General features: G+C 45.2%; 12 protein-coding genes and 1 tRNA gene. 8 read left to right on the top strand and 5 right to left on the bottom strand.

Features of this window, described 5'->3' with window-relative positions; all coding sequences use genetic code 11:
- Window positions 1-249: 249 nt before the first annotated feature.
- The 4 genes from V7O66_RS02010 to ftsZ all read right to left on the bottom strand — a co-directional run bounded on the left by V7O66_RS02010 (window position 250) and on the right by ftsZ (window position 5,715).
- Window positions 250-2,271 (bottom strand): sodium-translocating pyrophosphatase, encoded by a 2,022-nt coding sequence (locus V7O66_RS02010; protein WP_406661317.1) that lies wholly within the window; start codon window positions 2,269-2,271, stop codon window positions 250-252.
- A gap of 219 nt (window positions 2,272-2,490) precedes the next feature.
- Window positions 2,491-2,946: a hypothetical protein gene (locus tag V7O66_RS02005; RefSeq protein WP_406661316.1), complete on the bottom strand. Its 456-nt coding sequence runs from the start codon at window positions 2,944-2,946 to the stop codon at window positions 2,491-2,493.
- 8 nt (window positions 2,947-2,954) lie between these two features.
- Window positions 2,955-4,433 carry a dihydropteroate synthase-like protein gene (locus V7O66_RS02000; protein ID WP_406661315.1) on the bottom strand — a complete coding sequence of 493 codons (1,479 nt, stop codon included), beginning with the start codon at window positions 4,431-4,433 and terminating at the stop codon, window positions 2,955-2,957.
- A gap of 100 nt (window positions 4,434-4,533) precedes the next feature.
- A complete protein-coding gene (ftsZ, locus tag V7O66_RS01995) occupies window positions 4,534-5,715 on the bottom strand; it encodes a cell division protein FtsZ (RefSeq protein ID WP_406661314.1) in 1,182 nt (393 codons plus the stop codon).
- A 515-nt stretch (window positions 5,716-6,230) separates the two neighbouring features.
- Between ftsZ and V7O66_RS01990 the strand changes: the two genes are divergently transcribed.
- From V7O66_RS01990 to V7O66_RS01955, 8 genes are all read left to right on the top strand, one after another.
- Entirely contained in the window at window positions 6,231-7,973 is a 1,743-nt protein-coding gene (locus V7O66_RS01990; protein WP_406661313.1) for a site-2 protease family protein, read from the top strand.
- A 63-nt stretch (window positions 7,974-8,036) separates the two neighbouring features.
- Window positions 8,037-9,050, top strand: coding sequence for a potassium channel family protein (locus V7O66_RS01985; RefSeq protein ID WP_406661312.1), 1,014 nt, complete (start codon window positions 8,037-8,039; stop codon window positions 9,048-9,050).
- 4 nt (window positions 9,051-9,054) lie between these two features.
- Window positions 9,055-9,759: a potassium channel family protein gene (locus V7O66_RS01980; RefSeq protein WP_406661311.1), complete on the top strand. Its 705-nt coding sequence runs from the start codon at window positions 9,055-9,057 to the stop codon at window positions 9,757-9,759.
- A 13-nt stretch (window positions 9,760-9,772) separates the two neighbouring features.
- Window positions 9,773-10,522, top strand: a complete 750-nt coding sequence (locus tag V7O66_RS01975) for a sulfite exporter TauE/SafE family protein (protein ID WP_406661310.1) — start codon at window positions 9,773-9,775, stop codon at window positions 10,520-10,522.
- 44 nt (window positions 10,523-10,566) lie between these two features.
- Window positions 10,567-10,677, top strand: a tRNA-Arg gene (locus tag V7O66_RS01970).
- A gap of 88 nt (window positions 10,678-10,765) precedes the next feature.
- Window positions 10,766-11,350: a metal-dependent hydrolase gene (locus V7O66_RS01965; protein WP_406661309.1), complete on the top strand. Its 585-nt coding sequence runs from the start codon at window positions 10,766-10,768 to the stop codon at window positions 11,348-11,350.
- Window positions 11,351-11,483: 133 nt separating this feature from the next.
- The gene (locus V7O66_RS01960; RefSeq protein ID WP_406661308.1) at window positions 11,484-11,924 is read left to right on the top strand and encodes a GNAT family N-acetyltransferase; all 441 of its coding nucleotides are present in this window, start codon (window positions 11,484-11,486) and stop codon (window positions 11,922-11,924) included.
- Between the two features lie 5 nt (window positions 11,925-11,929).
- Window positions 11,930-12,133, top strand: a complete 204-nt coding sequence (locus tag V7O66_RS01955) for a hypothetical protein (protein WP_406661307.1) — start codon at window positions 11,930-11,932, stop codon at window positions 12,131-12,133.
- Between the two features lie 30 nt (window positions 12,134-12,163).
- Here V7O66_RS01955 and pheT read toward each other — a convergent pair whose 3' ends face one another.
- Window positions 12,164-13,783 carry a phenylalanine--tRNA ligase subunit beta gene (pheT, locus tag V7O66_RS01950; RefSeq protein WP_406661306.1) on the bottom strand — a complete coding sequence of 540 codons (1,620 nt, stop codon included), beginning with the start codon at window positions 13,781-13,783 and terminating at the stop codon, window positions 12,164-12,166.
- Window positions 13,784-13,847: the final 64 nt, after the last annotated feature.

The raw sequence follows: 13,847 nt of genomic DNA, 5'->3' as shown, positions 1-13,847 counted from the left end.
ATAGAAATCCTCTGAAATATTCTAAAACACAGATGCAATCATATCTGCAGGCAACTTAATTCAATAGAAAATAAGTGTATCCGTTTTTCAGAATTCATTGACTACAGGTTCCTACAAACTCTTATTTTGGCAAACAAACAGAGCTTCTGCTAACAGACAATCTTATTGTTAGCTGAATTTAATAGAAGCAGATCAAAAAAGAAAAAAATATTTCCGGCATCTGCCGGAAACAATGTTTTTGTTTTAAAGTTAGAAGATACCTGCGCCGATGAACAGTGCTGAGAACAGGATCGCTACCATGTTCACTACCTTGATCAGAGCATTAAGAGCTGGTCCGGATGTGTCCTTGAATGGGTCACCAACAGTATCACCGACGATAGCTGCCTTGTGAGCTTCTGAACCTTTTCCACCGTGTGCTCCATCTTCAATGAGCTTCTTTGCATTATCCCATGCACCGCCACCGTTGTCCATTGTGAGTGCGAGCAAAAGTCCACAGACAATGATACCGATAAGCAGGCCACCAAGAGCTGCAGGACCAAGTACAAGTCCAACGACCAGTGGTGTGGCAATAGCAAGGATACCAGGAATTGCCATCTCACGGATAGCTGCTGCTGTTACGATGTCTACACATTTACCGTATTCAGGCTTTCCAGTTCCTTCCATGATACCTGGAATTTCACGGAACTGGCGGCGAACTTCGTTCACGATCTCGAAAGCTGCCTTACCTACAGCGCGCATTGTAACTGCACTGAATACGAATGGAAGCAGACCTCCAATGAAGAGACCTACAAGGACCAGTGGCTGGTCAAGACTCAGATCTGCACCGCTCAGGTCTACCTTGTGCCTGTAATCAGCGAAGAGAGCAAGAGCACCAAGAGCTGCAGAACCTATTGCATATCCCTTGGTAACTGCCTTTGTAGTGTTACCTACTGCATCAAGTGAATCGGTGATCTTACGGACACTGGAAGGCATACCTGCCATTTCAGCGATACCACCAGCATTGTCGGTGATAGGACCGTATGAGTCAAGTGCAACTATCATTCCGGTTGTTGAGAGCATTGCTGCTGCGGCAATTGCGATACCATAGATACCTATTGCAGGATCTGTTGCGCCGCCTACAACATAGAATGAAGAAAGGATACCAGCAACGATGATAATCAATGGAAGTGCTGTACTTTCAAAACCAATTGCAAGACCGGAAATTACGTTTGTGCCTGCACCAGTTTCGGATGCTGCGGCAATTGTCTTTACCGGACGGAAAGATGTTGAAGTATAATATTCTGTGAAGACAACCATGAGCACCATGATAACAATACCAACGAGTGCTGCATAGAAGAATGTCATACCACCCATAAGGGAATTTGTAACGAAGTAGAATGCAATAATACTCAGAATTGCAGAAACTGCCACACCCTTGTATAATGCTTTCATGATCTTACCATCACTACCAACCTTGACAAAGAACATGGATATGATGGATGCAAAGATCGCTACTGCACCAAGAATGAGCGGGTAAAGAATTGCGTTTGGAAATTTGTCGAGGATAAGTGAACCAAGAAGCATGGAAGCAAGAACTGTAACTACGTATGTTTCAAAGAGGTCAGCACCCATACCGGCACAGTCACCCACATTGTCACCTACGTTATCAGCAATTACACCTGCATTACGTGGGTCATCTTCCGGAATTCCGGCTTCGATCTTACCTACAAGGTCGGCACCTACATCTGCTGCCTTTGTGAAAATTCCACCACCAACTCTTGCAAACAGACTGATAAGACTGGCACCAAAACCAAATCCTATTACAAGGTCCACATCACCGTAAAGGATGTAAAAACCACTTGTACCAAGAAGTGCAAGACCTACTACTGCAAGACCTGTGACAGCGCCACCACGGAATGCAACAGACATTGCCTTTTGCAAGCCTTTTGATGCGGCATGTGCAGTTCTTACGTTTGCCCTTACGGAAACGTTCATGCCTATGTATCCTGCTGCTGCGGAACTTATAGCACCGACAAGGAAGCCGAATGCAATTTTGCCTCCATCTTCAAGAAGAACAAAGATCAGCACAGCAAGAATTACAGCTACTACTGCGATTGTTTTATATTGACGATTCAAATATGCCATCGCACCTTCCTGAATAGCGCCTGATATTTCCTGCATCTTTTCGGAACCAGCTCCTTCTTTAAGGACACTGCGTGCGAAAAGGCCAGCAAATAACAAACTGACTAAACCAGCAAGAGGGGCAAGATAAATTAAAAATTCAGATACCATATTAAAACTCCTCTAAATTATTTTCTTACCAAATATTGTACACTTAATTGATTATACCTGTGCACTAATTGATTTTATAAATGTTAACAGAGCAACAACCCATTGCTGGATGGGCTGTTGTATAAATGCAACAATTTCGACTATAATACTATTATGTACTATATAAGATACTCGGAATTCAACGTGCCTGAAGCGAACATGCCAGGCACATCAGATGCTTTAGAACCCACCTCCTATCTGCATGAGTTCAAAGTCTATTTCCCCGGGCACATCAACCCTGAAAATAAAGACATTATAACGTGACCTTCTGGCTGCTGATATTGCGGTTTTCTGCTCAGGGCTCACGTTGCCGTCAAGGCTTGCGATACAGAAGGATTTTTTCCCGTTATTTACAAGGAAATCAAAGTGCTCACCATAATCCCTCAGGAACTCGGCAAGTGCTTTAAGGTCATCCCATTTATCGCACATGTGGATGTTCTTGTTTGCGGAATTGTCCACGTACCAGTCACGGCTCATGTAAGGATACTTATCATATTGATCGCTGATGTCATCCATTGCCTCAAATATCACGGATTCATTACTATTGAGGTCTAGCCACTTCCAGTTCTGCTGTGTAAAATATCTTGCTGCAACCACTGCAACAATTTTGTCCATATCTTGCTTTTCAAGTCTCATAAAAACACCTAAAATACATCATCCTGTGAATAACTTCTGTTAAATTTAAGAGCAATTTCCGCCTTTTTCAGTTCACTGCCAAGATATCCGGCATGCTCAAGCCTTGATACAAGCCCCATTTCAATAATAGTATCCATTATCTCCCCCGCAGAGCTGCCAACGATCGTGGCATTTTCGTGTTCTGCTAATATATAACCCCCGGGACCGGACCCATCTGGAACTATATTTATTCTTATGCAGCCTGAAGGATCGAGTTTCCACATCTTGCTATCCCGGGCCTCGGTGAAACTTTCAGGCATAACGGCATCTGTACGCCTTCTTTTTTCTTTTATTTCCATCAGGTCGATGCCAAGATCTTTCGGGGAACTGTTCCGCTCCTTTGACAATACCATCATCTGGGAAGCCCTTTTCAGTTCGTTGATAGAACCCTGGGTCTTATTACTATACTCCGGAGTGAAGAGTATGCTTGCACCAACATCGGCACCTATACCGCAGAGTGTTGCATTGACCCCGGTACAATCAGCATCAATGAGTTCTGTGACATTGCCAATACCAAAGAACACCGGGATATCAGGAAAACGCTCATGGAATTCCCTGTACCTGACGATAGAGACGGCAATGCCATGACCTATGGGGTCAAGTACCGGGTCGGCTATGATCTTCCTGATACCAAGCGAGCGTGCATGCTCGATATTTGCCACCAGGCTTTCCATCCCCTTACCAGAATCAGGGATCACAACAGCAGGCACATCAGCTTCAGCGATTCTGGGGGCAAGGATATCAATATTGTTACTGTCCAGGCTCAGCACCAGGTCAATACCAGTTTCCAGAGCCCTCTCTATAAGCAGAGGATCAAGAGTGTCAATGCTCAGGGGAGTCGAAGTAACAGACCTTGCAACTCCAATAGCACGTTCCACATCTTCCGGTTCTGCGTGCAGGGAAGCACCCAGGTCTATCATATCTGCACCCTTGTGGATAAATGTGCTAATTCTTTTTGTAAGTGAATCCGAATCAAGACCTGTGGCATCTACCACTTCGGCAAGAACCTTCATGCGTGTATTACCACCCAGTTTTATCCCCCCAAGCTGCATTGTGGGAATGGAATTATCCTCGAGCTCACTTATCTTTTCAAGAGCTAATTCACGCCTTACATCGGAAAGGAGTTCGCAGGCAGCCACGGTGCTGGAAAATTCCATATTATCTGCAAAAGGGATCACAAAGCTCAGGTCATAGGCATGTTTGGGGCCAAGCCGGATCTTACAGGCAAGTTCCTCCTCTGCCCTGGAAAAGTTACTGGAAACAAGTCCCGGAATGAAAATAAGATCATAGTCAAATGATGGAAATTGCCTTTTTATGGCATCCATCAGTTTACGAGGAGTGATAAATGCTGCAATTTCCGTATCAACCACGATAACGTCAGCACTGTCACCTATGGAATCCCTTACAGTCTGCTCTGCAAGACGACCTGTGGCCACTAACACTTTCATGACTGGGGAATAGCAGTGTTACTAGAAAAGAATAACCATCATCAAAAAAGAATTCTAATCCGGGACCCGAAGGCTCCGGACCACTAATAGATAAAAGTGTTCAGTGAATTATGTCGATGATAGAGCCACCGACGTTGTTCCTGTTGCTTATTGGCTCTACTACTGTGCGCCTTACCCTGTTTACCGGGGTGTTTGCATGCTTGTATGCCCTAGGAGTTTCAGGAACTGCATCGCTTACTGGAGAACCATACTGTGGGCCAAGTACCTGAGCGGACTGGACACCGGTCATGATAGCCATTACGCGAACCTTGCCTTCGTATTCATTGCTGATACGTGCGCCCCATATCACATTTGCAGTGGATGAAAGTTCGTATGTGAGTGATGCTGCGATCTCTTCAGCTTCCTTGAGACTAAGATCCGGACCACCTGTGATGTGTACAAGACTGCCTGTTGCGCCTCTGTAATCAACATCCAGAAGTGGATGGTTAAGTGCTGCACGAACTACATCGTCACTCTTGTCCTGATTCTTGCTCTCGCCTACAAGCATTACAGCAACGCCGCCGCAACCCATGATAGCCCTGATGTCAGCATAATCGATATTGATCAGTGATGGCTGTGTGATGGTCTCAGTGATTCCCTTTACGGTCTCTGAGATGATCTGGTCCATTACTGAGAATGCCTGGTCTATTGGCAGGTTTGGCACATACTCAAGGAGTCTGTTGTTGTCAAGTACGATAACAGTGTCTGCAGCACGGCGGAAGTCTTCAAGACCTTCTTCTGCTTTGACTGCTCTTGCTCTTTCAACTCTGAAAGGACTGGAGACCATACCTACGACAATTGCGCCCTGTTCCTTTGCTATCTCAGCAACGACAGGTGCTACACCAGTACCGGTTCCTCCACCCATACCTGCTGTAACGAAAACGAGATCCGCATCCTTGAATATCTCTTCAAGGGTTCCGCGGGCAAGTTCTGCTGCCTTGGCACCTATTTCAGGGTATCCACCAGCACCAAGACCACGTGTGAGTGTCTTTCCCACAAGTATCTTCTTGTCGGCACGGATAAGATCGAGGTGCTGCTTGTCAGTGTTGATTGCCACTGTTTCTGCGCCTTCGATACCCATGTTGTAAAGTCTGTTAATAGTATTATTACCTGCACCACCACAACCCACGATCATGATCCTTGGCTGGCCAAGTATGTCGAACTGGTCGTTAACTGCAATTGTCTGGCGGTACTGCTTCTCTTTCTCAGTGTGTTTTAATGCTTCCTGAACTATTGATTGCACATTCATCCCCTCACGGATATGTTACATTTCGATATAGTATTCGATTATTATATTAATTTGCTCAACTATTCAGCAACGTTTATCAACGTTCCTAAGTTTAGTTATTGCTGTATTTGCACTTATTGTTTTTATACTTATCCTTTTATGCAAGTAATCCAAACCAGTTGTAGACCCACCATATATGCATGAGGACCACCCCTGGAAGGAGTTTAGCAGTTTATCGACAAACGTCGATTACTGCGCCAGCACTTGAAAAATATATTATTCATGTGCTACAATAGCACATGTCCCGAATATTACCACCATCCGTTACGAAATACAGGAGAGTATCCTGTGCCCCGACAAGCGGGCAAGCGGCGGGCAACTGGCACCAAAGATATCTGACCCAGACACATATAATAGTATCTAGTGCTTTTTTATACCTACAAAACATAGTTAGCAAAAATCGTAATAATATCAATTGTGTTAGTCGTGAGAGCTTTTATATCTATTAATACTGATTTCGGAGAATCTTTTTGAACGGAACGAATATTGCCTTAACCCTTTTCTTACTGTACTGGCTGGTCGTCAAGATCCTGGACAGGAAAGGAATACTTGAGAAGTATAATATCAGCACATACGGACCTGTACTGATGATAAGGACCACACGCGGACTAAGTATTCTGGACAAACTGGCAATACCAAAGAAAGCATGGAGAGTCTATGCAGATATAGGCATCTTACTGATGTTCGTCGGAATGATAGCGATGTTCTTGATCGTGATAATCTCCGATGTCGCATTACTTTCATCCCTTGGAACTAATAGCATGCCAGAACCCAGCAAGCTGAACGAGGCCAGAAATCTATTCCTTATCCCGGGTGTCAATGAGTTCATACCACTCACATGGGGAATACTGGCACTTGTTGTCACACTTGTAGTTCACGAGTTCGCACATGCGATACTCTGCAGGGTTGAGGACATACGGGTAAAATCCATGGGCATACTGCTGGCTGTGGTACCCATTGGAGGATTCGCCGAGCCGGATGAGGAAGAGCTCTTCGGTAAGAAGGTAGAGGAAGAAATAAAAGAGGATCCGTATGGTGACAGACGTCTTGGTCTCTATATAGATCATGAAGAGCCACAAAAACCAAAAAAGCCGCAGAGCAAGGCAAGTCGCAAACAAAGGGCACATATCCTTGCAGCTGGCGTGATGGCAAACTTTGTGGTCGCACTCATAGCTTTCGGACTGCTTTTCGGACCGGTACTTGGTGCCATGGCACCATTAGGCGATACAATGGTAGTGGACGTCACCGAGAATTCCGTGGCTCACAGCGCCGGAATCAGAGATGGCATGGTAATTACCCAGCTTAATGATAAGACAATAAGCAATGTTACTGAAATGCTTGATTATCTTGATTCTGTTGAAGAGGGCTCAACCGTCAGGATATATGCTGCCACTGACAGAGTGGTATCGGAATATGAGGTCCAGGCAACAGGCACCCCGGCTGATATCGAGGGAATCCTCATACAGGACATAGTTCCCGATTCACCTGCGCAGGAAATCGGGCTTGAGAAAGGAATGAGCATACTGCGTATAGATGACCAGGATATCAGAACTGCAGCCGAGTTCACATCGGTCATGAGCTCAACACATTCCAGCCAGGTAGTAACTGTGAAACTATCAGTACCACAGGCTGAAGGTGATGCCACAATAGAAGAGCTTGATGTGGAGCTGGCACAGCACCCTGAAAGAGATACTGATATCGGATATCTGGGAGTGTACACCCAGGGAAGCGGCTACATTGCTACAAGCCTTGGCTTCTCAGTTGGAGAGTTCCCTGCAAATGCATACCTGGGCTTGCTTGAAAGCATCCCCAGTATGTTGAAAGGAGCCACTGGCTGGATCATACTGCTTGGACTTCCTATAATTGGTTTTGCAGGTGAAGGCTTCCCCGGATTTAGCGGTACACTGGCACAGTTCTATGAACCTATCGGTTGGGCGCAACCCCTTGGGATAGGCTTGTTCTGGATCGCCAATTCCCTGCTGTGGATCGGATGGCTGAATTTCTATGTAGGATTGTTCAACTGTCTTCCGGCAGTACCTCTTGACGGAGGACATGTTTTCAGGGACTATATCTACGCAGCCATACACAGGATAACAAAGAACGAGGAAAAGGCAGAGCGCATGTCAGCCGCCATTTCCGCAAGCTTTGCAGTGTTGATATTGATGTCCTTTATCCTGATGATATTCGGACCTTATCTTGCACATGGATTCTAAGCAGAAGTAGAATAAAGTAAAATAGTTGAATGAACCAATTTTAAGCAGGAGTGGACAGATCTTATGAAAAAGGCACATCTCTGGCACAGGGCAGTACTCAAGTCATCCTCCCTCGCAGTTGCTGTGATCCTTGTTTACCTCCTGCTATTCATACAGCTCATGAAGATGGAGCAGCAGTATGATCATGCCAATGTTTTTGATGGTATTTACTGGATAGTTACTACAATAACAACCGAAGGGTATGGAGATATTGTATTCAGTTCTGCTGCTGGCAAGCTGTTCTCAGTAGCAGTAATGATATCAGGCATACCACTGGTCTTTGGGATACTCTTTACTCTTGTGATCTTTCCATGGCTGGAAAGAAGCATACGTTCATCCCTTCCGACAAAGGCAGCAAAGAAACTTTCGGAACATATCATTATCTGTGGGTACAACCCCCTGGTGGAAACCCTCATTGAAGAACTGAACGAGAATGAGATCCCATACGTACTCATTGAGGAAGAACAGGAGCTTGTAGTGGGACTTTTGAAAAAGGACATACATACCATCTACGGCATTCCCTACGATGAAGAAACACTGAGGAATGCAAACATCGACAGTGCACGCTTCGTTATTGCTAATCGCTCAGATGAGATGAATGCAAATATCGTACTTACTGCACGTAATATCAGTGATGTAAAGATCATCGCCATGGTAGAGGATCGCTCCAATAAGAAATACCTCAAGTATGCAGGTGCCACCAGTGTAGTGTCCCCAAAGGAGCTTTTTGGTAGGTTCATTGGAAGAAAAGCAGCAGACCCCTTTGTCAGCAGACTGACAGGTGCTACGGAATTCTTTGAAGGTGTAAGTATCATAGAGTTCCCGATATACCCGAAAAGCCCCCTTTTAGGAAAAACAATAAGAAATGCAGCCATCCGTGAAAAGACTGGAGCCAACATTGTGGGAATGTGGAAGGTAGGAAGTCTTTCATTCAATGTAAGACCTGAAGATACCATCAGGGACAATTCCGTACTACTTGCCATAGGCACTACCGAACAGCTCTCAAAGTTGAGAAGACTTACACAGCGCATGGAGTGAGAATATGGATCTTGACATCAATGGACATGTAGTAGTACTTGGATGCGGAGATGTGGGTATACGAGTGGTGGAAACGCTCCAGTATGCCAACATCAGCTTCACTGTGGTGGATTCCAACGTAGATAACTTTGAGGATGCAGATTACAACTTTATTCATGGTAATGCCACCGATGAGGACATACTACGGGAGGCAGGACTGGAAAAAGCATCAACCGTCATCATAACATTGAACGATGATACCGATGTCATATTCGCAACCCTCATATCAAGAGGACTTAACCCGAAATCTGCCATACTCGCACGCGCCAATTCATTCAGATCAATAGACAAGATATACAAGGCAGGAGCTGATTATGTAGCATCACTCTCCATAGTTGCAGGGCAGATCCTGGCGAAGATGACATCCCAATGCCTTGATAAGGCATGCAAGAAAATGGATGAGGACATCATGCTTTACGAGGGCATAGACATCGAGAAGCATACCGTCACCCATGGACATGATTTTGTGGACAGGACTGTGGAGAAGACAGGACTGCGTCAGAATGTAGGCTGCACCATAATAGGCATTGAACGTGAGGAACAGGTCATCACGGACATACTTCCGACAACCATTATCAGGAAAGGAGATGTAATTGCGGTTGTCGGAGGCAGGGAAGAGATCAACAAGTTCAAGGAAAAATACGTGAAGCGCAAAACTAACCACCTTTGAGGCAGCTTAATAAATGGATCCTTTTTTTATAGTTCTCGCTGTGCTTCTTATTTCCAGCATATTCTCAATGCTTGGACTTGGCGGAGCCATATTCTATGTGCCATTCTTCTACTGGACAGGCATGGAACTGGTGGCTGCCATCACCACCGCACTTCTGCTCAATACCGTGTCTTCAGGCTCCGCTGCTGTAACATATCTAAGAAAGAATATGGTTGACCTGCAGACAGCACTGCCCTTTGTGATAGGTTCCATGACAGGAGCGCAGATAGGTGCATATTTTAGCAGATACACACCTGTGGATACATTACTTTTCGCATTCAGTATACTTATGACAATAGTGGGACTGGAGATGATCTTTTCCAGAGCAGTGAAGTTCTACAGCAAGGATGAACTTCAGGGCAGGAGAAAGATCACAGTCATACTGATCAGCGGCATGGTCATAGGAATTATCTCGGGAATGCTTGGCATCGGAGGAGGGTCGTTGATAGTACCCCTGCTGCTGATCATTGGGTTCAAGATAAAACGTGCTGCTGCAACATCGGGATTTATCGTGTTCTTCACATCCATATCAGGATTTATTGCACACTTCAGCAACTGGGAGCCCGACTACACACTGGTGTTCTACATTGTGCTGGCATCCTTTACAGGCGCACAAATTGGCTCCCACCTGATGTATAACAAGGTCAAGGCGGAATCACTGAGAAAAGCGTTCGGAGCCATACTCCTGATAATAGCATTTAGAATAATCAGCACCATGCTCTGATAGAAACGTTTAATACATGCAATGGCTATCAGTAGGTACCCAGTGGGCTCGTAGGGTAGCCAGGATATCCTGATGGGCTTCGAAGTGACAAAAAATCTTGAAATTTGTCTCGAAGATACCCATCGACTCGTGTTCGAATCGCGGCGGGCCCGCCAATTATACTTTTTCTACCAGATTTTTTTAAAGAAAATAGTTCCAACTGTGACAGTAGATTTATATATTTTTAGTAAATATATTTAGAGTATGCCTTATCCAGCGTTCCATCTGAGCTTTTTCTTATTCTGCATATCCCTTGTGGGAATATTTGCCATCGGCAGCACCGGCCTTAAGGGTGAGATGAGCCATAAGGATGTGAAGCACCTGGGACTGCTCTTTGTGATAGGAAGCATAGGGTCAGTGTTCCCGGATGTACCTGCGGTGTGGAACTATATGATGCACGGTAATCTCAGACACACCATGATAGGCTCCATGCCAACACACTCACTCTTCTTCGGGATCGTGGCATTCCTGCTGGTTGCGATGCTCGGCTACATCCTGAGCAGGAACATCCATAAGACCATTTCCATGGGAATGTTCTTCGAGGCTGCATTCCTGTCCCACCTGCTGCTGGACGACATTGCAGATGGCGGACTGACATACCTTTATCCTCTGCACAACGAACCCTTAAGCATATTCATCTTCATGAACTATAATCTATCAGACGTGAGCTTCTTCTACTACAACTTCGCATGCTTCTTATCAGTATTCTTCATCTTCTGCGTGATGTTTATGGCACTGGTGGCGCTGAAGGATCTGGGATTCGGGTTTCGGTACGAACCGGTGAAGTGACGTCATCCGTATTGCAATAAGATTAAAATCGTCATTTATCCCTTACAAAAAAAATACAGATGACGTATGATTGCTCAATTCCTTGCCTGCGAGGGTACAATTTAAAAGCACTTCCACGGTATACAAGGAAATTATGGACCGTACTATTCGCAAGTATAAGCAGGAGGATCTAAACGATGTTTTGGCATCATGGGAAAGTGCATCAAGGGTCGCACATTCTTTTCTAACAGACGAATTTCTAGAAAAGGAGCGACATGATATTCCTGATGTCTATTTACCAAATGCAGAGACTTGGGTAGCCGAGCAGGACGGACAGGTCATTGGATTCATAACATTAGTTAGTCATGAAGTTGGAGGGATATTTGTCAAGGCAGAGTTCCATGGCACAGGTGCTGGAAAGGCTTTGATGGACAAAGCTCGCGAATTACACGGTTACCTGGAAGTCGAAGTGTTTGAAAAGAATATCACTGGTCGGAAATTTTATTCAAGGTATGGTTTTCAATATTTGGCCGAGAGCATTCATAAAGAAACAGGAAATAAAATACTAAGGCTCAAATTTACTTTTAATCAGTAGTTGTAGTGGAAGCGCGGAAGCACACTGCTGAGCCCCAGAGTTATGCTCAGAAACCTTGGAAATTCTACTCATCGGTATTATGCTATGCAATAAAGGATATTGAATCTACTACTTTGGGTGCAAATGTATATCCAAGCTCAGATACCATCAAGTTGATGAGAAACGGCCCTACAGCCACAGAATCCAGGGAACACCTGAGCCTGAAATAGAAATAAAAGAAGAAAGAAAGACCAGGAATCTTATTCCATCAGGTCTATCTCAAAGCCCAATACAGGCTGCCCAAGTCCGAAGTTAACTATCACCTGCGGGAAGAACTCTCCCATGACACCTATCTTCTTACCGTTGACAATTATGTCAGCTCTTCTACCTTCCATGAAAGCAGGGTCATCGGACACTACAACTTCATAATCCACCATGCGCTCACGCATCAGGGCATCCACAAGCTCCCTGATCTCGGTGAAGTTCGCCTGAGGATGGATGGATACCGCTGCCAGGCGCAGACCATTCATGCCATCGATAACCACATCGCCAACCTCGAATATCCTCTGTGGCAGTTCCCTGTGCTGATTCATGGACAGTATTTCCATCAGGTTTGGCAGGATGGTGGTCCTCACCATGGTCTGGTCCTCACTTATGGGGTGTAGCACATAGGTCACATCATCTGTCTTTTCCCTGCACATCCAGTCAAAGTGTATCTTCTCACTGGTAAGTGTGAACGGCATGACCTGGGAATATCCAAGTCCCGTCATGATCTCCATTATTGCAGAGCCTACCTCAGTTACCTCATGGGATTTCCCCACAGTGGCATTCATTGGGAATACCGCAGGAATGTTCTCGAAGCCTATTCCTATTGCAATATCTTCAATGATGTCCGGATTATCAAGAATGTCAGCACGATAGCGAGGAACAAGTATCTCAAGTTCGCCATTGCCCATATCCTTTGCACCAAAGCCCATCCTGTTAAGCTGTTTGATGACCTCTTCAACGCTAAGCTTCATGCCTATCAGTTCATCAATTTCGGACATTGCCAGGATCTTGCTGCGTGGCACCAGATCAAGAGGTATCTCCTCGCTGCCGTCTGCTCTTGTGACCTTCACATATTCTATCTCGCCGCCACGCTCTGCAAGTGCGGTTGTGACTATGTTCATGGCAGTATAGACCTCATTGCTAAGACCCGTAACATCTACCAGCAGGTCAGTGGTACTTTCATTGACCATGGTAAGCGTACCATTGATAATAGGAGGGAATGAAAGCACATTGTCATTGGCATCCATTATCAGAGGATACTTCTCAAAGCCTTCCAGGATATAAGCGAACTTAACGCCCTTTGGGTGCTTTTCCAGTATTTCCCTCATGGACATTGGTTCTGTGAAGTCAAGCGGAATGAACTCAAAGTCAGGATCTGCTGCAATATATCTGAATGGAGGCTGCACCTTGGATAGGTCATGCACGCCTATGGATACCTTCTTCCTGTCACGTCCAAGACCCCAGTGCAGGGATTCCTGAAGGTCCATAAGGGTCTTGATGGAGTTTGAATCGAATTTCACACCCCTTACAACAGCACATCCGAATACCGGACGGATGTTCTCGATATCAGCATCCATGGTGATCTCGATATCATAAGGCTTTACCTCATAATCGGAAATACCAGTTTCAAGATCAAGGAAACCGCGCATTGCACGTGCCACACCCTCCACACTGTAAAGATCCGGGCGGTCAGGGAAGAATTCGATATCAATGGATTCCTCTTCGATACGCTCAATATCTGCGCCGATCATTGGCACACGTGCTATTATCGTATCCTTGTCGATTCCTGTGAGTTCTTCAAGATCTTTATATGGTAAGGTTATTATCGGCATGCAGAGTATCCTCGCTATGTTCCTTTATTAGTGTCACTAATCTAGCAGAACATACTCACCTTTG

Source organism: Methanolobus sp. ZRKC3 (genome assembly GCF_045291275.1).
Classification (GTDB): Archaea; Halobacteriota; Methanosarcinia; order Methanosarcinales; family Methanosarcinaceae; genus Methanolobus.
This window is presented reverse-complemented; position numbering and strand designations above follow the sequence as displayed.